We start from the raw sequence: 22,078 nt of genomic DNA on the forward strand, positions 1-22,078 counted from the left end.
CCATGAGGTCCATGACGGAGAACGTGATCGCGGCGGAGGCGGCCGAGACGGACGCGCCGCCCGCGGACCCGACCACCGGAGCGCCGCGCGTACGGCGGGGTGACGTACCGCCGGAGGCGGCCTCGCACGGGCAGCCGCACGTACCGCCCCCCGCGCCGGGTGCGGACCTGTACGTGGCCCTGGACTTCGCCAACAGCTCCATCGCCGTGCCCGGCGGCCAGGTCATCGACCTGCTCGCGACGCCGGCCGCCGCCGAGGAGTGGCTGGTGGGCCACGGCCTCGCGCCGGTCGGCGCCGGGCTCCAGGAGGTCTGCGCGGCCAGGCTGCGCGGCCTGCGGGACCAGGTGCGCGCGCTGATCGCCGCCCGCGTCGGCGAACGCCCCGCCCCCGCCGACGCGTTGGCCGCCGTCAACGACGCGCTCACCCGGGCGCCCGCCGCCCGCCTGCTGCGCTGGGACCCCGAACTCGGCCTGCACCGCGAGACGTCCCACCCGGTCACGCAGATCACCGAGCACGCCCTGGCCGCCCTCGCCGCCGACACCGCCGACCTGCTGACCGGCCCGGACGCCGACCGCCTCACCGCCTGCGGCTCCGCCCCCTGCACCCGCCACCTCCTCCGGCACGGCCGCCGCCACTGGTGCTCCACCCGCTGCGGCGACCGCGCCCGCGCCGCCCGCGCCTACGCCCGCCGCACGCGGCCCGTCACGCACTGACCCGCCCTACGATGGGGCCGGGGGCAACACCGGTGCCGTGCGGGGGGATCGAGGACTGTGCGATCACGGGCGAGGGCGGCCGTCACGGCCGCGCACGGCGGCGGCACGCGCGGGGCTGACGACGGAGCGACTGGTCGGAGCGGGGGCGGAGCCGGCCGACGAGGTCGGCTTCGACCAGGTGACCGCCTCCGCGGTGGCCAGGCACTTCGACGTCAAGGTCGCGAGCCTCTGCTCGCACCTGAGGAACACGCACGACCTCAGGACCAGGATCGCCCTGCTCGCCCTGGAGGAGATGGCCGACCGGTCCGCCGACGCCCTCGCAGGCCGGGCCGGGAAGGACGCGCCGGCCGCCCTCGCCGACGTCTACCGCGACTACGCCCGCGAGCACCCCGGCCGCTATGCCGCCGCCCAATACCGGCTCGACCCGGAAGCGGCCGCGGCCGGCGCCGGCGCCGGCACGCCCGGATGACCCGGGCCGTCGTGCGCGGCTACGACCTGGCGGAGCCGGAGCAGACGCACGCGGTCCGGATGCTGGGCAGCTTCTTCCACGGCTACGTCGGCCTGGAACCGGCCGGCGGCTTCAGCCACAGCGCCCCCGACTCGCAGGAGACCTGGTCACGGCTGCTGGACGCCCTCGACGCGCTGCCGCGGAACTGGCCCGCGGCCCCCTGACCCGCAACCCCGCCCGCATCCCGCCCGCATCCCCCCGCACCCGAGCAACAGGTTGAGACCCATGAGCACCCCAGAGCGCCACTGGACCACCACCCCCATCACCGCCGAACTCGTACGCGGCGCCCTTGAGTTGGAGCGGACCGAGCACGGCCTGCTGCCGCACCGGCTGCCCGCCCGCGCGCGGGCCCAGTGCGCCGACCCGCAGCTCGCGCTGGCCGAGTCGCAGCCCTCCGGCGTACGGCTGTCCTTCCGTACGGCCGCCACCGCCGTCGAGTTGGACACGCTGCCCACCAAGCGCGTCTACACCGGGGCCCCGCCCCGCCCGGACGGCGTCTACGACCTGGTCGTCGACGGGCGGTTGGCCGGGCAGGGCAGCGTGTCGGGCGGCACCACCCTGACCGTCGACATGGCCACCTGGGCAACCGAGTTGACGCCCGGACCGGTCGGCACCCTCAGCTTCACCGGGCTGGCCGGCGGCGACAAGGACGTCGAAATCTGGCTGCCGCACAACGAGATGACCGAACTCGTCGCCCTGCGCACCGACGCCCCCGTCGAGCCCGCGGCAGAGCGCGGCCGCAAGGTGTGGCTGCACCACGGCAGTTCGATCAGCCACGGCTCCGAGGCCACCAGCCCCACCGCGACCTGGCCCGCCCGCGCCGCCTCCCTCGCCGGCGTGGAGCTGATCAACCTGGGCCTGGGCGGCAACGCCCTGCTCGACCCCTTCACCGCCCGCGCCCTGCGCGACACCCCCGCCGACCTGATCAGCGTCAAGATCGGCATCAACCTCGTCAACTCCGACCTGATGCGCCTGCGCGCCTTCGCCCCGGCCGTCCACGGCTTCCTCGACACCATCCGCGAAGGCCACCCGGGCACCCCCCTGCTGGTCGTCTCCCCGCTGCTGTGCCCGATCCACGAGGACACCCCGGGCCCCACCGACTTCGACCTCGAAGCGCTCGGCACCGGCAAGGTGTCCATGCGCGCGGCCGGCGACCCCGCCGACCGGGCCAGCGGCAAGCTGACCCTCACCGTCATCCGCGACGAGCTGTCCCGCATCGTCACCGAGCGCCGCGCGGAGGACCCCCGCCTCCACTACCTCGACGGCCGCGCCCTCTACGGCCCCTCCGACGCCGCCGCCCTCCCCCTCCCGGACAACCTCCACCCCGACACCGCCACCCACGCCCACATCGCGACCCGCTTCGCGACCCTGGCCTTCGCCCCCGACGGCCCCTTCACCGCCGCCGCGCCGGCCTCTCCCGGGCGGTAGCGGGCCGCCCTTTCAGGCCGCGCGGTCGAACCCGGGCGCGGGCCTGGCCGCCGGGGAGGTGGACGCCGCCCCGCTGCGGCTGCCCTTGCCCGGCCCGGGACGGGCGCGTGGCGGGACCACTGGCTGGCCGCGGACGAGCGGCGACGGCCGGCCGGTGCGGATCGGCGCCGGCCGGCGACGCCGATCCCGTCGCAGGGGACTTCGTCGCCTGCTGCCTGGACGAGCGGGACTGAGCGCGGCCGGGCGGGGCCGGGCGGGGGCGCCGTATCAGCAGAACCAGCCGTTCTGCACCCACCCGTGCCGGTTGATGTCGCCGTAGGCGAAGCCGTACACCCAGGAGCCGTTGACCTGCTCGACCAGGAAGGTCTGGCCCTGGAAGAGGGTGCCCATCCAGGCGCCGACGGGTTCGGTCCTGACGTAGAGGTCCTGGGCGCAGACGGTCTCCCGGACGCCGACGGTGCCGTTGGCGGCGCCCGCCGGATCGGCGGCGGTCAGCAGGGCGGCGGCGGCCAGCGCGGCGGCGCCGGCGCCCATCGATACGGTTCGCAGCACGGTGAACTCCCGCTGGTCGTGGGGGTGTGAGGGCTGAGGGTCGAGCGGCGGGGCCGGGTCTCACCAGGAGCCGTAGCCGCCGATGCACTCGATCCGCAGGTAGCCCCAGTCGTTGGGCCCGAAGTCGAAGCTGGCGGCCCAGCCGTTGTAGACGGGGTGCGAACCCGGGGTGTGGCCGACCTTGTTGCCGTAGACCAGCGTGCGCAGCAGCCCCGACGGGCCGTTCGCGCTGTCGTAGTTGGCGTAGAAGCTGGCGCTCTGGCAGACCACGATGGCGTGCTCGGGCGGCACGACCGCCTCCGCGGAGGGCAGCAGGGCGCTCGCGGCGGGGACGGCCAGCAGGCAGGCGGCGATGAGCGTACGACGGCGTCGCGTCATGTCACGTCCAGGAGTGAGGGGTGTGCCGGACGATGCGGAAGTGCCGGGTGCTGCGAGCCCACTCTAGATTCTTGACCGATCCCTGACAACACATGCGGCCCCGGTCCGGACCCCCGCACGAGGGCGCGCGGCGCCAACGGGGAGCCCGGCACGGGGACTTCACCGAGCGTCCCTATCCTTCTCATGCCTACGAGAAGGGTTCCCCCGAACGATGAAGCGCACCGTACTGACGACCGCACTGCTGTGCACGACCGCGGCCGTCGTACTGACCGGCTGCGGCGGCGAGAAGGACTCCGCGAGCAGCAGCACCTCCGCCCCGGCCGCCGCGACCTCGGCACCCGCCACCACCGCCGCGGCGCCCGCGGGACCGCTGGACGGGCTCACCGCCCAGCAGATATCCGACAGGGCCACCGCCGCCATGAACGCCCTGACGTCCGTCCACGTGGCGGGCCAGGAGATGGACGGCAGCACGCCCGCCCACCTGGACGTCACCGTCGCGACCTCCGGCAAGTGCCTGGCCACCGTCGGTGAGGGCGGCGGCGACATGAAGATCATCAGCACCACCGAGTACACGTACATGAAGGGCGACCCGACCTTCTGGAAGGCCCAGGGCAAGGACGGCGTGGCCCTCGGCGACGCGCTGCACGGCCGCTGGCTGAAGAAGCCGGGGAAGGCGTCGTCCGACTCGGACCTCAAGGAATTCTGCGACCTCAAGACCTTCATGGCGGGCTTCACCGCGGACGACGGCTCCCCGCTCACCAAGTCCGCGCCGGTCGAGCTGGACGGGCAGACCGTCATCCCGCTCACCCAGCACGACAGCGACGGCGACCTCGTCGTCTACATCGCCGACTCCGCCAAGCCGTACGCCCTGAAGCTCGAAGAGCCGGGCAGCGGCGGCCCCGGCACCGACGGCAGCGGCACCGTCACCTTCAGCGGCTTCGACAAGGCCCTCCACGTCTACGCCCCGCCGGCCGCCCAGACCGTCACGGAATCCGCCCTCTCCCTCTGACCGGGCGCCCCCTCCCGGCGCTCCGGCCCCCCGCGCCGGAGCCCCGGGAGGGCGGGTGTCACTTCCGCCAGAAGAGGTGGTGCGCGGTGCCGCTCGCGCTGGTCGCGACCTCCAGGTGGAAGCGGTCGAGCAGCTCGTCCGGCGACTCCCAGAGCCGGAGCCCGGAGCCGAGGTCCAGCGGCGCGACCGCGATGTGCATGCTGTCGACGAGGTCCGCGTCGAGGAACTCCCTGACGGTGGTGACCCCGCCGCCGAGCCGCACGTCCTTGCCCTGCGCCGCCTCCCGCGCCTGCTTGAGCACGGTGGCCGGGTCGCCGTCCACGAAGTGGAAGGTGGTGTCGGACAGCGTGAACGACGGACGGGTGTGGTGGGTCATGACGAAAACCGGCGTACGGAACGGCGGCTCCTCCCCCCACCACCCGCGCCAGTCGTGGTCCTCCCACGGCCCGCGCTGGGGCCCGAACTTGTTGCGCCCCATGATCTCGGCGCCGATATTGCGGGCGAAGTCCCGCGTGAAGTAGTCGTCGAGCCCGCGGCTGCCTCCCGCGTCACCCCGCATGGGCCAGCTCGCCGTGGCCCCGGCCCACCCGAACAGCCGCTCCGGGTGGGGAAGCCCGAACGGCTCCTCAAGGGTCTGGGCCTCGGCGGCGGCGATCCCGTCCCGCGAGACGCAGAAATTCATGACTCTCAGTAGCTGATCCATCGCTTGCCTCGCCCGATCCTGTCGCTTGCGTACGTGCGGCGAAATGCCCCACGCAAGAGCGTCGAACGGACCGCGCCAGGATCGACAGCCGAAGGAAGACGAATTCGGGTGCGAATACGGGCCCGGTCCGGCGGGCGCGCGGGCCCGGCGGTCCAGCCGGCGGGGCCGGGTCTCCCACCGGTCCTGGGAGAGCTCGTACAGCACACGTTGGGGCGGATGGGCGGACGGGGCGGCCCGTACGGGGGTGGGTGCTGGCGTGTCGGGTGGCGCTGCCGGGGCGGGCGCAGAGGATCGGTGGCCAGGGCGGCCGTTCCGGCGGAGGGGGCGGCCGGGCGAAAGCGTTCACCGACCGAGGAGTGCCATGTCCCAGCAGGACAACATCGCCGCTCAGACCGCCTTCGGCGAGGCCGTCAACAGCGGGAATCTCGCGGCCATCGCGGACGTCGTCGCCCCCGGTTCGATCGACCACGACGCAGCTCCCGGGCAGGGGCCGGGTCCGGAGGGATACCAGGCCATGTTCCGCGACCTCAGGGGCGCCTTCCCCGACCTGCACGTCGAGGTCGAGCACCTGCTGGCCACCGACGACGAGCTGGCCTTCGCCTACACCATCACGGGCACGCACCGCGGCGAACTCGGGGGCCACGCGCCGACCGGCAAGTCGGTGAGCTTCCGCGGGATGCAGATCAGCCGCTTCGTGGACGGCATGCTCGTGGAGCGCTGGGGCAGCAGCGACGAGCTCGGCATGATGCGGCAGCTCGGCCTCGTCTGAGCCGGGCGGGCCCGGCCGGGCCGACGTGCCCGGTCACCCGGGAGAGGCCTCCTCCAGCACGGTCACCAGCCCGCCCCCTTCGAGCGGCTCCCCGCACTCACCGCACACCACCCGCGTCACGACGTCGGCGCCGCAGGTGTGGATGAACCGGGGGGCCGGGGGCGGGTCCGGCAGATACCGCATGCCCCACTCCCGCAGACCGATCAGCACCGGTTCCAGCGCCTGCCCGGCGGGGGTCAGGTGGTATTCGGAGCGGGGCGGGCGCTCCAGGTAGGGGCGGCGCTCCAGGACGCCGCCGGCCTCCAGGGACCTGAGCCGCTTGGTGAGGACGTCGCGCGGCGCGCCGGTGTTGGCCTGGATGTCGGCGAAGCGCCGCACTCCCATGAAGACCTCGCGCAGCACGAGGAGCGCCCAGCGCTCTCCGACGAGGTCGAGGCTCTCCGCGATGGGGCACGCGCGCGGCTTGGTTTCGGGCATGGCGTCCAGAGTAGTCGGTTTGGTTTGCAAACTCGCCTGGGTTAGCATCGGCTGCGGCAGTGCCACCAGTCTTGGAGGAGCCGATGAAGACCAGGCAGGACGGAAACGGCCCGCTCCTCGTGACCGTCCTCGTCTTCCCCGGCGTCCGGCTGCTCGACGTGACGGGCCCGATCGAGGTCTTCACCTCGGCGAACGACTTCGGCGGCCACTACGTGCTGAAGCTGGTCTCCCCCGACGGCGGCGAGGTGACGACCGCCTCCGGCACCCGGCTCGGTGTCGACACGGCCGTCGCCGAGACCCGCGGGAAGACCGATGTCCTGGTCGTGCCCGGCGGCCCCGCGTGGGACCGGCTGATCAAGGACGACGAGCTGCTCGACCACGTCCGTACGCTCCACGCGCGCTCCCGCCGTACGGCCTCCGTCTGCACCGGCGCCTTCCTGCTGGCCGCCGCCGGCCTGCTGGACGGCCGCCGCGCCACCACCCACTGGCGCAACGCCCGGGAGCTGGCCCTGCGCTTCCCCGCCGTCGAGGTCGACCCCGACGCGATCTTCGTCCAGGACGGCAAGGTGGTGACCTCGGCCGGGGTGAGCGCGGGTATCGACCTGTCGCTGGCCCTGGTGGAGGAGGACTACGGGGGCGAGGTGGCCAGGTCCGTGGCCAAGGACATGGTCGTCTTCATGCAGCGACCTGGCGGCCAGTCCCAGTTCAGCGCCCGCGCCCGCACACCGCACACCCGCCGGGACGCCCTGCGCCGGGTTCTCGACGCCGTCGCCGAGGACCCCGGCGCCGACCACACGCTGTCGGCCATGGCCCGCAGGGCCAGCGTCAGCCCGCGGCACGTGACCCGGCTCTTCTGCGACGAGGTCGGCGTGACCCCGGCCCGCTACGTGGAGCAGGTCCGGCTGGAGGCGGCGGTCGCCCTGCTGGAGGGCGGCGACGACGCGCTCGCGTCGATCGCCCGCCGCACCGGCTTCGGGTCGCCGGAGTCGCTGCGCCGCGCCTTCGTACGCCACCGGGGTGTCACCCCCGGCGCGTACCGGGCCGGCTTCCGCACCACCGGAGCGGTGAACGCGCTGAAGTGAGCGCGGCACCACCCGGGCCCCCGGAGGAGCGGACCCTCAGGAGAACGCCCGCCGCACGAGGTCTTCCTGCTCGGCGGCGTGCCGGCGGGCCGACCCCACCGCAGGCGCCGACGCGGCCGGCCGGCTCACGCACGACACACCGCCGGCGACCTGCCCGTCCAGCCGGGGGCCGGCGAAAGTCCACGCGCCCTGGTTGGCCGGCTCCTCCTGCACCCACCGCACCTCGGCCCCGGCGGGATACCTGGACAGCTCCGCCCGCACCTCGTCCGCCGGGAAGGGGTAGAGCCGCTCCAGCCGGACGACGGCCGTCCCGGCCCCCGCCTCGGCCCGCCCCGCCTCGCGCCGGTAGGCCTCCAGGTCGTAGCCGATCTTGCCCGAGCACAGCAGGACGCGTCCGACCCGGGAGGGGTCGGCGGTGGCGTCGGGGATCACCGGGCGGAAGGTGCCGCCGGTGAATTCCTCCAGGCGGGAGGTCGCGGCCTTCAGCCGCAGCATGGACTTGGGCGCCATGACGACCAGCGGCCTGGGGGCGGTCTCCCGCGCCTGCCGCCTGAGCAGGTGGAAGTAGTTCGACGGCAGCGAGGGGACGGCGACGGTCATGTTCCGGTTCGCGCACAGCTGCAGGAACCGCTCAAGGCGCCCCGAGGAGTGGTCGGGACCCTGCCCCTCAAGGCCGTGCGGCAGCAGCATCACCAGGCCGGAGCGCTGCCCCCACTTCTGCTCCGACGAGGCGACGTATTCGTCGATGACGGTCTGGGCGCCGTTCGCGAAGTCCCCGAACTGCGCCTCCCACATCACCAGGGCCTCGGGCCGGGCCAGCGAGTAGCCGTACTCGAAGGCCAGCACGGCGAATTCGGACAGCGGCGAGTCGTACGGCGCGAAAGGGGCCGCCCGCGGGCCGAGCGAGTTCAGCGGGATGTGCAGCCCGCCCGTGCGGCGGTCGGTGAGGACGGCGTGCCGCTGGCCGAAGGTCCCCCGCCCGGAGTCCTGCCCGGCCAGCCGTACCGGTACGTCCTCCAGGAGGAGGCTGCCGATCGCGAGCGCCTCGGCGGTGGCCCAGTCGACGTTTCCCCCGCCGTCTCCCCCGTCCAGCATGTCCGCGCGGCGCCGCAGTTGGGGCAGGACGCGCGGATGCGGGGTGAAGTCCGGCGGCAGGTCGGTCTGGGTGCGCAGGACGCGCCGCAGCACGCTCTCCCCGGCGGCCGTGGCCGGCTCCTCGGCCGGCGGGCGTGCGGAAAGCGGCCCGGGGCCCGGGGCGTCCGGGGCGGACGCCGCTTCCGCGGTCTCGGCGAAGGCGCGGTCCAGTCGCTCCCGGTAGCGCTGCCGGGCCTGCGAGGCCTCCTGCTCGTCGATGTCACCCGCGCCGAGCAGCGAGCGCGCGTAGAGCGTCCGTACGGACGGCCGCTCCGCAATGCGGTCGTACATGAGCGGCTGCGTGATGGAGGGGTCGTCCACCTCGCTGTGCCCGTGGCGCCGGTAGCAGACCAGGTCGACGACCACGTCCTTGTGGAAGGCCTCCCGGTAGTCCAGCGCCCACCGGGCCGCCCGGACGACCGCCTCGGGGTCGTCCCCGTTGACGTGGAAGACCGGCGCCTCGACGGTCCGCGCGACATTGGTGGCGTAGGTGCCCGACCGGCCGCCGGCCGGTGCGGTGGTGAATCCCAACTGGTTGTCGACGACCACGTGGACCGTGCCGCCGGTCCGGTAGCCCGCGAGCTGAGACAGGTTCAGCGTCTCGGCCACCACGCCCTGCCCCGCGAAGGCGGCGTCGCCATGCACCGCGACGGGCAGCACGGCGAAGTCCCGCGTGCCGCCTCGCACGCGCTCCTGCCGCCCGCGCACGACCCCCTGCGCCACCGGCCCCGAGACCTCCAGGTGGGACGGGTTGGCCACCACGGAGACCGCGATGGCGTGCCCGTCAGTCGTACGGAAGGTGCCCGCCGCCCCGAGGTGGTATTTCACGTCGCCCGACCCCTGCGCGGACCGGATGTCGGCCGCGTCCTCGAACTCGCCGAAGATCTGCGCGTACGGCTTGCCGACGATGTTGGCGAGGACGTTCAGCCGCCCCCGGTGCGCCATCCCGATGACCGCCTCGGGTGCGCCCAGCCGCGCGGCACCGCTCAGCAGCGCGTCCAGCAGCACGATCGCCGATTCCCCGCCTTCCAGCGAGTACCGCTTGTGCCCGACGTATTTGGTGTGCAGGAAGGTCTCGAACGACTCGGCGGCGCCCAGCCGCCCCAGGACGTGCAGGCGCTCCGCATGGCCGAGCCGCTGCTGCGGACCCTCGGCACGCTGCTGGATCCACCGCCGCTCGCGCGGGTCCTGGATGTGCATGTACTCGATCCCGGTGGTGCCGCAGTACGCGGCGCGGAGCGTGTCCACCACCTCGCGCAGCGCCATGGCCTCGCGCCCGGCGAAGCCGTCGACGGGGAATTCACGCTCCGCGTCCCCGGCGCCGTCCAGACCGTGCCCAGCCGGCTCCAGCTCCGGATGCCCGGTCGGCGGCTCGGCGCCGACCGGGTCGGTGGCGGCGGCCAGGTGCCCGCGCACCCGGTAGGAGTGGATCAGCGCCGCGACCCGCACCGCCTTGACGGCCAGGTCGGCTGCGCCGGGCTCCGCCGGGATGCCGTGCCCGTCCCCGGCGTCCTTCGCCGGGGACACCCGGAAGAACTCCTGCCAGGCCGGTCCGACGGAGTCCGGGTCGCGCAGGTATTCCTGCCGCCGCTCGTCGACGATCCACTCGTTGATGCCGAAGTCGCCCTCGCGGGCGACCGAAGGAGCACTGGTTGATGATGACGCCACGGCGGAATCCGCCTTCTTCCTCTTCCGGGAACCTTCGCCGACGGTGCGATCCCTCGCGGACCCGCCACGGTGCGGGCCGGGCGTTCCCGCTGACCGGGAGCCCGGGGTCTCGTCGGCACTTTCGAGGCTATGAGCCCAGGCCGGCCCGGCGGCGGGCCGAATCCGCCAGGAATGCCGCAGATGAGGACATCACTGTTCCGTGCCCCGGCCCGGCGGGAACGCCCGCGGGCGCCCTGGCGGGCGGCGGCCGCGACGGGATGCCGCTCGGACGTCCGGAGGTCCGCACCCCGGCCCGGCGGGGAAGCCCACCGGGGGGTGGGGCCCGAGGGCCCGGAAGCCGGCGGGCCATACGGCCCCGCGCCCGGGTCTGAGCCCGTGCGCCAGCGCCCACGAGCCCGAGCGGCCGCGTCGGACGTACGCGGGTAAGCGCCCGCCCGCCCCCGGACGATCGCGCGTCCGCGTCCAGGCGTCCGCCCGCGCCGGGACGACCCCGTACCCGCGTCCAGACGTCCACCCGCCCGCCCCGGACGGCGCTCCGCGTCCGGATGTGAGGGTCCCCTGTCCTGGCCCGGGGGCGTGCCCGCCGCACCAGGTGGCGTTGTCCGTACGGAAGCGGGTGAGGCCGCCGCACGGGTCGTGCAGGGGCTTGCCCCGACGCACCTCGGGCCGGACCCCGGCCCCGACGCCGGAAAGGGACGCGCATGCCCCCGAACGAACACCTGGACCACTTCGCGGCCGAACTGATCGTGATCCCCTGCGGCGCCCGCAAGCTGGACGTCCGCGCGCGGGCCGCGGACATGTACACCGGCTCGTACCACCGGGCGTGCCGCAGGGCCGCCGAGGCGCTGCGGCCGGATCGGGTGCTGATCCTCTCCGCCCGCTACGGGCTGCTCGGCCTCGACGACGAGATCGACCCGTACGACACCCCGCACGGTGCGGCCGACGCCGTATCGGCCGCAGTGCTCCGCGAGCAGGCGGCACGGCGCGGGATCGAACGCCTCGACCCTGTCGTCGTCCTCGGCGGCGCCCGCCATGTCGCCCTCGCCAAGGCGGTGTGGCCGCACGCCCTCACCCCGCTGAGCGGCACCCGCGGCATGGGCGAGCAGGTCGCCCGGCTCGCGGCGATGGCACGGCGCTGACCCGCACGTCCTGATGTGAGGGCGTCGTGGCGCGCGCACCGGTATGACCGGTGCGGAGCACCGCCCTACGGTCAGGATGCCGCCCGGACGCCCCCACCCGCCCCCTGCCAGGAAAGAAGCGTTCCCTCTCGTGACATCCCAGCTCAGCAGCAACCCTTCCCTCCCGGCCGCGAGCGGCCCGGCAGCCGTCCGCCCGGGGCCGCCCGCCGCGAAGCCGACAGGGCGGGCCGGGCTGGGCCCCGGCTGGTTCGCGGCCGTCATGGGGACCGGCATCGTCGCCAACGCGGCGGTGACCCTGCCGCGGAGCCTCGACGGGCTGCGCACCGCGGCCACGGTGGTCTGGCTGGCCGCCGTGGTGCTGCTCGCGGTGCTGACCGCCGGCTACGTCCGGCAGCGGAAGCTGCGGCTGCACGCCGCCGACCCGGTGGCTGCCCCCTTCCTCGGCGCACCGCCGATGGCGCTGCTCACCGTGGGCGCGGGGGCGCTGCTGCTGGGCGGCAAGGTCATCGGGGCGCGGGCCGCGCTGGGCGTGGACTGGTCGCTGTGGTCGCTCGGCACCGCCTTCGGGCTGGTCACGGCGTGCACCGTGCCCTACCTGATGGTCACCCGGCACCGCTTCGCGCCCGACGCGGCGTCCGGCGGCTGGCTGATGCCGGTGGTGCCCCCGCTGGTCTCGGCCGCGACGGGCGCGCTGCTGGTACCGCACGCACCGGCCGGCCAGCCGCGGCTGGCCATGCTGCTGGGCTGCTACGCCCTGCTCGGGCTGGGCCTGGTGACCGTCTTCCTCGTACTCGCCATGGTCTACAGCCGCCTGATCCACCACGACGCGCCCGCCGGAGCGGTCGTGCCGACGGTGTGGATCGGCCTGGGGGCGCTGGGCCAGGCGGTGACGGCGCTGGGCGCGCTGGCGACAGCTTCCAAGGGTGTGCTGCCGCCCCCCTACGCGGTGGGCGCGGCGGTGCTCGCGCTGCTGCCGGGAGTGGGGCTGTGGGGCTTCGCCCTGCTGTGGCTGGCGCTGGCCACGGCCCTGACCGTGCGGGAATTCCGCGCGGGCCTGCCCTTCGCGCCCACCTGGTGGTCGTTCATCTTCCCGCTCGGCGCCTGCGTCACCGGCACCAGCGCGCTGGCCGCCAGGACGGGCTCGCTCCTCTTCGTCTGGGCGGCCGTGGCCTTCTACGGGCTGCTGGTGATCGCCTGGGCGACGGTGGCCCTGTATTCGCTGACCCACGTCTCGGCGCGCCGCCCGCGCTCCTGAGAGCGCCCCCGCCTTCCCGGACGACCAGAGTCGGCGGCACCCGTGCGCCATCGCAGGCACAGAGGGTCGTGAACCCTACGATTCCGGCAGGGCGGACTTCGGCCGGCACGACGTGCATCCCGGGAAAGAGGGCACCGACAGCATGCAGACGGCCAAGGGATCCCCCTACCGGTTGACGCCCAACCTGTTCGGCGTCGCCTTCGGCACCGCGGGGCTCGCCCAGTGCTGGGCCGTCGCCGCCGACACCGTCAGTGCCCCGCAGTGGCCCGCGAACGCCCTGTGGATCGCCTCGGCGGCGGTCTGGGCGCTGGTCGCGGTGACCTACCTGCGCAACATCACCGTCCAGGGGCGGCTGTTCACCGAGCTGCCCGACCCCGTCATGGGACCTTTCACGGCGCTCGGCGTGATCACACCGATGCCGCTGGGAATCGCGCTGGCCGGATACGCCCGGAGCGCCGGCGAGACCGTCTTCGCCGTCGCGCTGGTGCTCACCGTGCTCCTCGGCAGCTGGCTCACGGGGGTGTGGATCAGAGGCGACACCCCCCTCGCCCAGTGGCACCCGGCCTACTTCCTGCCGACGGCGGCCGGCGGCCTCATCGCGGCCGCCGGCTGCGCCGCGCTCGGCTGGGACACCGCGGCCCGCCTGATGTTCGGCTACGGGCTGGTGTCCTGGCTCGTCCTCGGCTCCATCGTCCTGGTCCGCCTGTTCACCCAGCCCTCGCTCCCGCCACCGCTCATTCCCACGATCGCCATCGAGCTGGCGCCCCCGGTCGTCGCGGGGAACGCCTGGTTCGCCATCAACGGCGCCGACCTCAGCCTGGGGGCGGAGATCCTCGCGGGCTACGCCGTCCTCATGGCCCTGGTCCAGCTCTCGATGGCGTCCGCGTACGTACGCGCGCCCTTCGGCCCCGGCCACTGGGCCTTCGCCTTCTCCTACGCCGCCGCTGTCGCCAACGGCCTGCTCTGGCTGGGGGTCGAGCACGTCCGGGGCCAGAAGCCGGTCGCGTACGTACTGCTCGCCGTCGCGACCTGCGCGTGGGCGGCGCTGATGGCCCGGACCCTGCTCGGCCTGTCCCGGCGGACCTTCCTGCTGCGCCTGGCCCCGCCTCCGGCCGCCGCGTCCTGAGGGCGCGCGGGCCTCGGACGCTCCGTCACGGGGACGCCGGACGATTCGCTACGCGAATTCCTTGAGCAGCCGGTCCGCCAGCGCCGCGGCGGAATGCGGATTCTGCCCGGTGAGAAGATTGCGGTCCTCGACCGTGTAGGGCTTCCATATCTCGCCCCGGCTGAATTCGACGCCGACCTTCTCCTTCAGCTCGTCCTCAAGGAGCCACTGCGTCTTGTCGGCCAGTCCGACGCCCTCTTCCTCGTCATTGGTGAAGCACGTGACGCGGTAGCCCTTGAAGGGCGACTCACCGTGGATCCTGGTGGCCAGCATCGCGGCCGGAGCATGGCACACGATCGCGAGCGGCCTGCCCGAGGCGAGCTGCGCGGTCAGGATCCGGCCCGCGTCGGCGTCCACGGACAGGTCCTGCATCGGGCCGTGCCCGCCGGGCAGGTACACCGCGTCGTAGTCCTCGACCCGCACGTCGGAGAGCTTCAGCGGCCGGCGCATCACCTCCGCGGAGCGGATGATCGCCTCCAGGTCGAGTGCCCCCTGCTCACCGCCCGCCATCGAGGGCCGCAGGCTCATCATGTCGACGTTCGGGGTGACCCCGCCGGGTGTGGCGACCACGACCTCGTGGCCGGCGTCGGTGAGCGCCTTGTAGGGGGCCGCGAACTCCTCGGCCCAATAGCCGGTGGCGTGCCTCGTACCGTCCTTCAACGTCAGATAAGTGGCTCCACTGACCACGAAAAGTAGTTTCGCCATTACGGAATCGCCTCCGCGTATTCGCCAGGTGGTTCGGGCGTACACCACTCCCCAGCGTAAGGACGCGTTCTGCCGGGCGCATGTGCGCGGCTTCCGGCCCCGTGTCCATGGTTCCTCAGGGCAGCAGGGAGACCTGGTAATGGGCGATCTTCCAGCCGTCAGGCAGGCGCTTCAGCAGCAGGCTGAGGCTGACGGTCAGCGCGGGCCGGTCGGTGAAACCGAACTCGACGCTCTGGTAGCCGAGGACGAGGTCGTCGGCGAGCCGCCGGGTCTCCAGGATCCGGTACCGCGCGGTCATCCCCATCGGCTGGGAGTCGTAGTACGCGGCGATGCCCGGCCGTCCGACGCTGTAGGGGTGCAGCCCCTGGAAGATCGCGTCCTCGGTGAAACAGGCGGCGACCTGCTCCGGCTCGTGCGCGTCGACCGCCGCCTTCCACTCGTCCAGGACGCCGCGCAGGACCGCTTCGTTGTCCGTCGTACTGCTCACAGGGCTCTCCTGCCGGTCGGTCGGATACGGGCGCGGGCCGGTTGCCGCGCCCCGGGTGCCCGGGGGCGGGGCGGGTCAGTGCCCGGCGCTCTGGCCGCCGTCGACGTGCGCGATCTCGCCGGTGACGAAGGGTGCCTGCTCCAGGTAGCGGATCGCCCCGACGACGTCCTCGATCTCGCCCATCCGTTTGACCGGGTGGTGCGCGGCCAGGGCGCCGCCGGGATCCTCGGGGTGCATCGGGGTCCTGATGATGCCGAGGGAGACGGTGTTCACCCGGATGCCGCGGGTGGCGTACTCGATCGCCAGCGCCTTGGTGACCGCGTTCAGGCCGCCCTTGGTCAGCGACGCGAGCCCGCTGGTGGACTCGGCCTCGGCCTGGTCGACCAGGCTGGTCGAGATGTTCACGACATGCCCGCCCCCGCCCCCTTCGCGGGAGAGCATCGCGGCGATCGCACCGCGCGTGACCTCGAAGAAGCCGCGCAGGTTGACCCCGACGACCGTGTCGAAGTCCTCGTCGGTGTAGTCGGTGAAGGGCTTGGCGACGAAGACGCCGGCATTGTTGACCAGCGTGTCGATCCGGCCGAACCGCTCCATGGCAGCCTCGACGACCCGCGCGCCGCCACCCGGCTCCGCCAGGTCCCCGGCCACGGCGAGCACCTCGGGGTCCCCGGACCCCTCGATGGAACGCGCGGCCGCGGTGACCGCATAGCCCAGCCCGCGGTAGGCCTCGACCAGCGCCGCACCGATCCCCCGCGAGGCCCCGGTGACGACAGCGACTTTCCGAACGGTATCCACCCCCGATTCCTCCCCCGCCCACCCCCACCCCATCGCCCACCACCCGCCATGTCACCCCACCGCCACACACCTGCCCGGCGTACGGGTCTGCGACCCGGTGAGCGGGAGCCGTGTCGGGGGCCGGGCCGGGCGCCCTTGTCGGGGTCGCTGACCAGGTGTAAGGCTGCACCCCCGGCGCCCCGGCGCGAGGGGCGGCGCCGCCGTACGCGTACCGGTCCGATCCGACGGCTCGACGGAAGGAACGATCCCGATGGGCGAGACAGAGCCGCAAAGCCACGCCGACTGCTGCGCTCCCGGACGCGCGGCCGCACCGCTCGGCCCGGCCCGCACCGCGCCGCCGGAAATGGCCCTGCTGCCGCTCACCGCGGCCGCCCCCGCCGCGACCGCCGCACCCCCGGTCTCCCTCCCCGGCGGCACCTTCCTGATGGGCACCGACGATCCCGAGGGCTTCCCCGCCGACGGCGAGGGACCGGTGCGGTCCGTCACGCTGCGGCCCTTCCGGATCGACGCCCACGCCGTCAGCAACGACCGGTTCGCCGCCTTCATCGCCGACACCGGCCACGTCACCGAGGCCGAGCGCTACGGCTGGTCGTACGCCTTCGCCCGGTTCCTGCCCGCCGCCGTCCGCCGGGGTGCGCCGCGGCCGGACGGGGCGCCGTGGTGGTGCGGGGTGCGGGGGGCGAGCTGGCGAGAGCCCTTCGGGCCCGGCAGCGGCCTGGCGGGGATCGGAAGCCACCCCGTGGTGCACGTGTCGTGGACGGACGCGGCCGCCTTCGCGCGGTGGGCCGGCGGGCGGCTGCCGACGGAGGCGGAGTGGGAGTTCGCCGCGCGCGGCGGCCTGGAGCAGGCCAGATACGCGTGGGGCGACGAGCTGACGCCGGACGGGAAGCACCGGTGCAACATCTGGCAGGGCACCTTCCCGACCCGCAACACCGCCGAGGACGGCTACGAGGGCACCGCGCCTGTGAACGCCTTCGCACCGAACGGCTTCGGCCTGTACAACACGGCAGGGAACGTCTGGGAATGGTGCGCGGACTGGTGGACCACGGACCACCCGGCGGGGCGGCGCAGCAATCCGGCGGGACCGCGTACGGGCAGCTCGCGGGTCATGCGCGGCGGCTCGTACCTGTGCCACCGGTCGTACTGCAACCGCTACCGGGTCGCCGCCCGCACGTCGAACACACCCGACTCCACGACCGGCAACCTCGGCTTCCGCTGCGCCTACGACGCCGCCCCTTCGTGAAGCCCTGTCACGGCAGTACGAACCCGGCGACAAATCCGCCGGTACGCGTCCGGCCTGTCCAGCGGCTCCACCGGCCGCCGCGCGAGCGGGGTGGCAACCTCTACCACCAGATGACGCCCGGGTACGAGATCGGGGAGCTCGACCACGACCCGACGCAGAGCGCGTCCGAGCGCTGACCCGCGGACGTCCGCGGGGGTCCACCGCTCAGGAGGCGTCACCCGCGCCCGCCGGTGCCTGGGACTCCTGCTCCCGCAGCGTCCGCTCGACCGCGTCCCGTACGCGCGCGTCCTCCCGCTGCCTGGCGCGGGCGCGGCCGCGGCGGACGAGGAGCAGCGTGGCCACGGCGGCGGCGGCCAGGAGCACGACCAGCAGCGTCAGCGTCCAGGGGACGGCCCAGCCGTGGGCGGTGGCCGCGACCGGCTTCAGCGCGGACGTGGAGCCGGACGCGTCGGTCAGCAGCGGCGTCAGCGTCACGGTCGCGGCCAGCCGGAATCCGGGGGCCACACCGTGGACGGGCACCTTCACCTTCCAGCTCTCGCCGGGCAGCAGGGCCGGCGGCGCGGCGACGCCCTTGGCGTCGGCCTTCAGCCGGCCGAACGGGCCGGACAGGGAGACCGCCTGGCGGGCGGACAAGGTGGCATTGCCGGTGTTGTGGATCGTGTACGTGACCGTCGCGTCGCCGGCGGCGAAGGGGTTGGCGGTGCCGCTGTAGCCGACGTGCAGGTTCTCGACCTTCAGGGCCGGCTTGAGGTCGCCGCTGACCCGCAGCGCGATCTTGATGCCCAGGCGGCGGTCGACGGTGATGCCCTGCGCGGCGTCGGGCTGCTTGAGCGAGGTGAGGATGCCGCCCACGTAGTCGCCGGGCGTGGCGTTGGCGGGGACGGTGACGGTGAAGGGGACGTCGGCGGACTTCCCGGGCTGGACGACGACGCTCTCGCGCTCGGGGCGGGACCAGGCGCCGACCCCGACGGACTTCTTGTCCCGGGTGACCAGGTCGAGCTGGCCGGTGGCCGTGGTGAAGCCGTCGGCGGCGTAGACGGTGAGGGCCAGCGGCTCCGTGCCGTGGTTGGCCACCGTCATGGTGTCCTTGATCGCGCCGCCGGGGTTGATGCTGTAGCCGAAACTGGACCGGTCGGCGCCGTACGTGTTGGCCGCCGTCCTGACCGTCCAGCTGACATCGCCGCCGGCGGCCCGCGCGGCGCCGGCGGTGAGGCCGGCGAGCGTGGTAGCGAGGGCGACGAGCAGCGCCAGGACGGCGGTACGGACGAGGGCGCGGGCGGTGGTCGCGCGGCGCGTGGGGGACGGGTGCATTTCGGGTTCTCCTGGCGTGGGGAGGGCGGGGCGGGCACCCGCGGGTGCCCGCCCCGCCCGGTGGCCGCGGACGCGCCGGCCGCCCGGGGCGGATCGTCGGCCGCCGGGCGGGCCGGCGGCCCGCAGTGTGCCGAGCGGCTCAGTTGCCGGGCCCCTCAGCGCGGTTGCTCAGTTGTTCAGCTGCTCGGTGCTCAGCTGCTCAGCGCGGTGATCGTGAGAGTGGCCTGGTAGCTGCCCTTCTCGACGCTGTCCGGGATCTTCAGGCTGAGGTCGGCGCCGACCTTCGCCGTACCGCGGGCGTGGCCCTGGCCGGCGGAGCCGAGGCCCCGCGAGACCGAGAGGCCCTTGCCCTGGTCGGTGTAGCCCGACAGGACCGTGTCGCCGGCCTGCGCGCCCGCGCCGGCCTGCAGCACACGCGGGGACCAGCCGAGGTAGGAGCCGGAGAAGGTCTTGCCGGCGTCCCGGAAGTCGCTCACGCCGGCCGAGATCGACCAGGGCGCCAGCGAACGGCGGGTGTCGGAGACGGAGATCGGGTTGATCTTGCCGCTCGCCTCGAAGTGGTCGCCGCCCTGCTCGACAGCGGTACCGAGGTCGACCAGGCCGTTGTTGCCGTCGATCGTCCAACCGAACTCGCCCGGGGCGGCGTTCGGCACGTTGACCTGGATGTCCTGGCCGTCACCGTGGTAGTTGTGCACGGTGAAGTCGTCGACGATGGAGCCGACGGGCTGGGCCTCGGTGGTGTTGTTGCACCAGTTGCCCTTCTCCACCGCCGAGTTCGGCGCGGCGCAGGTGCCACTGCGGACGTTCTGGACCACGAGCTGGTCGTTGCGCACCTGGACCTTGACGTAGGTGCGGACGTGCTCCTGGTTCTGGACCGAGTTGTACCAGTAGCTGCCCGGGTTCAGCGGGTCGGCGCCGTTGCCGGCACCGCTCGTGCCGCTGCTGTCGGGCTTGGTGATGTCGTAGTACTTCGAGCCCGAGGAGGAGTTCGCCGTCACGTAGATGACGCCGCCGGGGCCCGGGTACAGCTGGGCCTCGCCGGGCTGCTCGTCCGGGTTGGCCTTCTGGCCGTTCTTGATCTCGTAGCTGCGCGAGTAGCTGTGGTCGTGGCCCTGGAGGACCAGGTCGACGCCGAGCTTCGAGAACGTCGTCGGGAAGTCGACCCGCCGGACCTTGTTGTCCGAGTCCTGGGCGTGGTCGGCCGGCGAGTAGATCGAGTGGTGGTAGGTCAGGACCTTCCACTTCGCCTCGGAGCCGTGCTTGTTGATGACGTCGGTGACGTAGGCGAGGTGCGCCGCGTCACCGCCGCCGCCCTGCGCGGTGGCGTAGCTGTTGCTGTTGAGGTCGATGAACAGCACATCCTTGTAGATGTACCAGTAGTCACCGCCCGAGGAGTTCGACGCCGGGTCGCCGTTGGAGTAGTACGCCCCCGACTTGTCGGTGTTCGGGGTGGCGAAGTGCTGCTCGTAGGCCTTGCCGCCGACGTCGTGGTTGCCGATGGTGGCCGCCCACGGGTACTGGCGCAGCTTGTCGGGCCCCAGGAAGGAGTTCCACTGCGACTCGTTGTTGGCGCTCTCGACCTGGTCGCCGCCGGACACCAGCAGTTCGGCGTTCGGGTTGGCCGCCAGGGCGACGTCGAGGGTGTCCTTCCAGCCGGCGCCGTCCTCGGCGGTGTCGCCGGACGAGCCGATCTGCGGGTCGCCGAAGAACAGGAAGTCGTAGTTGCCCTCGAAGTCCTGCGTCTTGAACGAGTACGCGGCCGACCAGCTGCCCTCGCTGCCGACGCGGTACGAGTACGCCGTCTGCTCCTTGAGGTTGGTGATCGTCGCGTGGCGGTTGAAGCCGCCGCTGGCGGCGATGTTGGCCGTGCCGCTCGCGGCGAAGGTCGCGGCGTCGGCCGGGAACTCGCCGTTCACGACCGAGGCGGTCGGGGCGACCTGGAGCTGCTGCGCCGTGTCGGCCGAGGAGTACCAGCTGACGGTGCGCTGCGTCTCGTTGGCGCCCACGCCGAGGATGACGCCGGTGATCGCGGTGGGCTCCGCGGCGGCGGCGGGCGACACCAGGCCGCCGCCCAGCGCCACGGTCAGGCCCAGGAGCACCGCGGTGGTCCCGGTGGCCACCCGGCGCCGCACAAGCTCGGCGGCCTGTGTCGAGGGTCTCGATTTCATCAGTTCTCTGTTCCTTCTGCGTACAGACGTACTTGACGTGCGGACCGTCAAGCTCTCAGCGCCCGGTTAACCGACGCTAAATACAGTCTTTGCGATATCTAAACTCTTCGGTGGTCAAAAAAATACTGATAAGGAATCAGATGCCGAAGGTCCTCTGCAGGAACCACACGAGCCCCATGACGAACACGCCCGCCGAAATCACCCCGGTCGCCCGCAGCCCCATGGCGGGCGACCGGTGCCGCAGCAGCATGAGCACCGGGAAGACGAGCGCGATAAGGGCCAGTTGGACGGCCTCGATGCCGACGTTGAAAACCACCAGCGACCACAGCAGGGTCCACGAGAAGGCGCTGTCGATGCCGAGCGCCCCCGCGAAGCCCAGGCCGTGCACGAGCCCGAAGCAGAAGACCACCCCGAGCCGGGTCCAGCCGGCACGGTCCAGGCCGAAGTGTCCGTCCGACGCCTCCAGGTCCGTGGCCCGGCCGCCGTGCCGCCACAGCCGCCACAGATACCAGCCGGCGACCACCGCGATCGACAGCGCGATGACCGGCTCCACGACCGCGGACGGCACGTCGACCAGCCCGAGCGCGGCGAGCATGAGCGTCACCGAGTGCGCCAGGGTGAAGCTGGTCGCCGCGAGCACGACCTCGCGCAGCCGTCGCGACCCCGCGATGAGCGCCAGCAGGAAGAGGATGTGGTCGGTACCGGTGAGCAGGTGCTCCGTGCCCAGCCGGAAGAACTCCCAGAACCGCTCGTACCACGTCTGGTGGGTGGAGAAGGTCGGGTGCGCGGCGTCCAGCGCGGCGCTGCCCTTACGGCCGTCGACGTCGTAGGTGACGATCGTCCTGGTGCCGGTGACGTACTTCTCCGCGTCGGGGAAGAGCCCGCTGCGCACCTCGTGGTCCACGCCCTGCTCCGGACAGGTCCAGCCGAGCAGCAGGTTCGCGTACGGGACACCCTGCCTGCGGCCCAGGGTGAAGCCGCCGGACTGCTCCGGGGTGCAGGCCCGGCCCTGCGAGGTCACCGAGAAGCGGGCGCGGACGTACTCGACGGCCGCCTTCCTGTGGGCGTCGAGGGCCGCGACCTGGGCCTTGGCGTCCCCGGCGTCGAAGGCGTCGGTGCCCGCGCGGAAGAGCGCGTCGTCGTGCCCGGCGTCGGCGGCGGACACGACGTAGAGGTCGTACTCGACCTCCAGCTTCGTCCAGAGGCGGCCGTCGTCGCCACGGGTGACGTCGACGTAGACCACCGAACTGAAGCCGTGCGCGGACGCCGGCTGCGCCAGGCCCACGAAGACGGCCAGCGCGGCGAGGACCGTGACGAGGCCGAGTCGTATTCGGGGTGACACAGTGCTCCTTTTGCTGCTGCTTTGCCTGCCTGCGCACCGTGCACGTA

At 73.2% G+C, this 22,078-nt stretch carries 20 protein-coding genes and 1 pseudogene; 10 read left to right on the forward strand and 11 right to left on the reverse strand.

Features of this window, described 5'->3' with window-relative positions; translation table 11 throughout:
- Positions 1–11 precede the first annotated feature (11 nt).
- The 3 genes and pseudogenes from OG900_17470 to OG900_17480 all read left to right on the forward strand — a co-directional run bounded on the left by OG900_17470 (position 12) and on the right by OG900_17480 (position 2,649).
- The gene (locus OG900_17470; protein ID WUH91723.1) at positions 12–713 is read left to right on the forward strand and encodes an ABATE domain-containing protein; all 702 of its coding nucleotides are present in this window, start codon (positions 12–14) and stop codon (positions 711–713) included.
- A gap of 55 nt (positions 714–768) precedes the next feature.
- A pseudogene (locus OG900_17475) lies at positions 769–1,385 on the forward strand (WHG domain-containing protein).
- 61 nt (positions 1,386–1,446) lie between these two features.
- A complete protein-coding gene (locus OG900_17480; GenBank protein WUH91724.1) occupies positions 1,447–2,649 on the forward strand; it encodes a GDSL-type esterase/lipase family protein in 1,203 nt (400 codons plus the stop codon).
- A 267-nt stretch (positions 2,650–2,916) separates the two neighbouring features.
- Here the strand turns inward: OG900_17480 and OG900_17485 are convergent, their stop codons facing one another.
- Positions 2,917–3,201 carry a hypothetical protein gene (locus tag OG900_17485; GenBank protein WUH91725.1) on the reverse strand — a complete coding sequence of 95 codons (285 nt, stop codon included), beginning with the start codon at positions 3,199–3,201 and terminating at the stop codon, positions 2,917–2,919.
- Between the two features lie 60 nt (positions 3,202–3,261).
- Positions 3,262–3,579: a hypothetical protein gene (locus tag OG900_17490; GenBank protein ID WUH91726.1), complete on the reverse strand. Its 318-nt coding sequence runs from the start codon at positions 3,577–3,579 to the stop codon at positions 3,262–3,264.
- 211 nt (positions 3,580–3,790) lie between these two features.
- Here OG900_17490 and OG900_17495 point away from each other — a divergent pair, with 211 nt between their 5' ends.
- A complete protein-coding gene (locus tag OG900_17495; protein WUH91727.1) occupies positions 3,791–4,588 on the forward strand; it encodes a hypothetical protein in 798 nt (265 codons plus the stop codon).
- A gap of 58 nt (positions 4,589–4,646) precedes the next feature.
- On the opposite strand, the gene OG900_17500 is transcribed toward OG900_17495, so the two are convergent.
- A complete protein-coding gene (locus tag OG900_17500) occupies positions 4,647–5,291 on the reverse strand; it encodes a dihydrofolate reductase family protein (GenBank protein ID WUH91728.1) in 645 nt (214 codons plus the stop codon).
- A 361-nt stretch (positions 5,292–5,652) separates the two neighbouring features.
- Here OG900_17500 and OG900_17505 point away from each other — a divergent pair, with 361 nt between their 5' ends.
- Positions 5,653–6,060 (forward strand): ester cyclase, encoded by a 408-nt coding sequence (locus OG900_17505; protein WUH91729.1) that lies wholly within the window; start codon positions 5,653–5,655, stop codon positions 6,058–6,060.
- 33 nt (positions 6,061–6,093) lie between these two features.
- On the opposite strand, the gene OG900_17510 is transcribed toward OG900_17505, so the two are convergent.
- Complete coding sequence (locus OG900_17510; protein WUH91730.1) at positions 6,094–6,537, reverse strand: helix-turn-helix transcriptional regulator; 444 nt, start codon at positions 6,535–6,537, stop codon at positions 6,094–6,096.
- 83 nt (positions 6,538–6,620) lie between these two features.
- Here OG900_17510 and OG900_17515 point away from each other — a divergent pair, with 83 nt between their 5' ends.
- The gene (locus OG900_17515) at positions 6,621–7,619 is read left to right on the forward strand and encodes a GlxA family transcriptional regulator (GenBank protein WUH91731.1); all 999 of its coding nucleotides are present in this window, start codon (positions 6,621–6,623) and stop codon (positions 7,617–7,619) included.
- Positions 7,620–7,655: 36 nt separating this feature from the next.
- Here the strand turns inward: OG900_17515 and OG900_17520 are convergent, their stop codons facing one another.
- Complete coding sequence (locus tag OG900_17520; protein WUH91732.1) at positions 7,656–10,421, reverse strand: multifunctional oxoglutarate decarboxylase/oxoglutarate dehydrogenase thiamine pyrophosphate-binding subunit/dihydrolipoyllysine-residue succinyltransferase subunit; 2,766 nt, start codon at positions 10,419–10,421, stop codon at positions 7,656–7,658.
- Between the two features lie 701 nt (positions 10,422–11,122).
- On the opposite strand from OG900_17520, the gene OG900_17525 reads away from it, so the two are divergent.
- The 3 genes from OG900_17525 (at position 11,123) to OG900_17535 (ending at position 13,941) form a co-directional block, all read left to right on the forward strand.
- Positions 11,123–11,560, forward strand: coding sequence for a hypothetical protein (locus OG900_17525; GenBank protein WUH91733.1), 438 nt, complete (start codon positions 11,123–11,125; stop codon positions 11,558–11,560).
- Between the two features lie 130 nt (positions 11,561–11,690).
- Entirely contained in the window at positions 11,691–12,815 is a 1,125-nt protein-coding gene (locus OG900_17530; protein ID WUH91734.1) for a TDT family transporter, read from the forward strand.
- Between the two features lie 142 nt (positions 12,816–12,957).
- A complete protein-coding gene (locus OG900_17535; GenBank protein WUH91735.1) occupies positions 12,958–13,941 on the forward strand; it encodes a TDT family transporter in 984 nt (327 codons plus the stop codon).
- 48 nt (positions 13,942–13,989) lie between these two features.
- Here the strand turns inward: OG900_17535 and OG900_17540 are convergent, their stop codons facing one another.
- The 3 genes from OG900_17540 to OG900_17550 all read right to left on the reverse strand — a co-directional run bounded on the left by OG900_17540 (position 13,990) and on the right by OG900_17550 (position 16,000).
- Complete coding sequence (locus OG900_17540) at positions 13,990–14,685, reverse strand: type 1 glutamine amidotransferase domain-containing protein (protein ID WUH91736.1); 696 nt, start codon at positions 14,683–14,685, stop codon at positions 13,990–13,992.
- A 115-nt stretch (positions 14,686–14,800) separates the two neighbouring features.
- A complete protein-coding gene (locus tag OG900_17545; GenBank protein ID WUH91737.1) occupies positions 14,801–15,172 on the reverse strand; it encodes a DUF4440 domain-containing protein in 372 nt (123 codons plus the stop codon).
- Positions 15,173–15,247: 75 nt separating this feature from the next.
- Complete coding sequence (locus OG900_17550) at positions 15,248–16,000, reverse strand: SDR family oxidoreductase (protein ID WUH91738.1); 753 nt, start codon at positions 15,998–16,000, stop codon at positions 15,248–15,250.
- A gap of 310 nt (positions 16,001–16,310) precedes the next feature.
- Here OG900_17550 and OG900_17555 point away from each other — a divergent pair, with 310 nt between their 5' ends.
- On the forward strand, positions 16,311–17,210 hold the full coding sequence (locus OG900_17555) for a formylglycine-generating enzyme family protein (protein WUH95808.1): 900 nt from the start codon (positions 16,311–16,313) through the stop codon (positions 17,208–17,210).
- Between the two features lie 204 nt (positions 17,211–17,414).
- Here the strand turns inward: OG900_17555 and OG900_17560 are convergent, their stop codons facing one another.
- From OG900_17560 to OG900_17570, 3 genes are all read right to left on the reverse strand, one after another.
- Positions 17,415–18,521 carry a DUF916 domain-containing protein gene (locus OG900_17560; protein WUH91739.1) on the reverse strand — a complete coding sequence of 369 codons (1,107 nt, stop codon included), beginning with the start codon at positions 18,519–18,521 and terminating at the stop codon, positions 17,415–17,417.
- A 191-nt stretch (positions 18,522–18,712) separates the two neighbouring features.
- Complete coding sequence (locus OG900_17565; GenBank protein WUH91740.1) at positions 18,713–20,689, reverse strand: metallophosphoesterase family protein; 1,977 nt, start codon at positions 20,687–20,689, stop codon at positions 18,713–18,715.
- Positions 20,690–20,825: 136 nt separating this feature from the next.
- Positions 20,826–22,031 (reverse strand): HupE/UreJ family protein, encoded by a 1,206-nt coding sequence (locus tag OG900_17570; GenBank protein WUH91741.1) that lies wholly within the window; start codon positions 22,029–22,031, stop codon positions 20,826–20,828.
- Positions 22,032–22,078: the final 47 nt, after the last annotated feature.

The organism is Streptomyces sp. NBC_00433, from assembly GCA_036015235.1.
Classification (GTDB): domain Bacteria; phylum Actinomycetota; class Actinomycetes; order Streptomycetales; family Streptomycetaceae; genus Actinacidiphila.

Coding starts and splice junctions, on each gene's coding strand:
- OG900_17470 (WUH91723.1), top strand. CDS start 12: ATGACGGAGAACGTGATCGCGGCGGAGGCGGCCGAGACGGACGCGCCG.
- OG900_17480 (WUH91724.1), top strand. CDS start 1,447: ATGAGCACCCCAGAGCGCCACTGGACCACCACCCCCATCACCGCCGAA.
- OG900_17490 (WUH91726.1), bottom strand. CDS start 3,579: ATGACGCGACGCCGTCGTACGCTCATCGCCGCCTGCCTGCTGGCCGTC.
- OG900_17495 (WUH91727.1), top strand. CDS start 3,791: ATGAAGCGCACCGTACTGACGACCGCACTGCTGTGCACGACCGCGGCC.
- OG900_17500 (WUH91728.1), bottom strand. CDS start 5,291: ATGGATCAGCTACTGAGAGTCATGAATTTCTGCGTCTCGCGGGACGGG.
- OG900_17505 (WUH91729.1), top strand. CDS start 5,653: ATGTCCCAGCAGGACAACATCGCCGCTCAGACCGCCTTCGGCGAGGCC.
- OG900_17510 (WUH91730.1), bottom strand. CDS start 6,537: ATGCCCGAAACCAAGCCGCGCGCGTGCCCCATCGCGGAGAGCCTCGAC.
- OG900_17515 (WUH91731.1), top strand. CDS start 6,621: ATGAAGACCAGGCAGGACGGAAACGGCCCGCTCCTCGTGACCGTCCTC.
- OG900_17525 (WUH91733.1), top strand. CDS start 11,123: ATGCCCCCGAACGAACACCTGGACCACTTCGCGGCCGAACTGATCGTG.
- OG900_17535 (WUH91735.1), top strand. CDS start 12,958: ATGCAGACGGCCAAGGGATCCCCCTACCGGTTGACGCCCAACCTGTTC.
- OG900_17540 (WUH91736.1), bottom strand. CDS start 14,685: ATGGCGAAACTACTTTTCGTGGTCAGTGGAGCCACTTATCTGACGTTG.
- OG900_17550 (WUH91738.1), bottom strand. CDS start 16,000: ATGGGGTGGGGGTGGGCGGGGGAGGAATCGGGGGTGGATACCGTTCGG.
- OG900_17555 (WUH95808.1), top strand. CDS start 16,311: ATGGCCCTGCTGCCGCTCACCGCGGCCGCCCCCGCCGCGACCGCCGCA.
- OG900_17560 (WUH91739.1), bottom strand. CDS start 18,521: ATGCACCCGTCCCCCACGCGCCGCGCGACCACCGCCCGCGCCCTCGTC.
- OG900_17565 (WUH91740.1), bottom strand. CDS start 20,689: ATGAAATCGAGACCCTCGACACAGGCCGCCGAGCTTGTGCGGCGCCGG.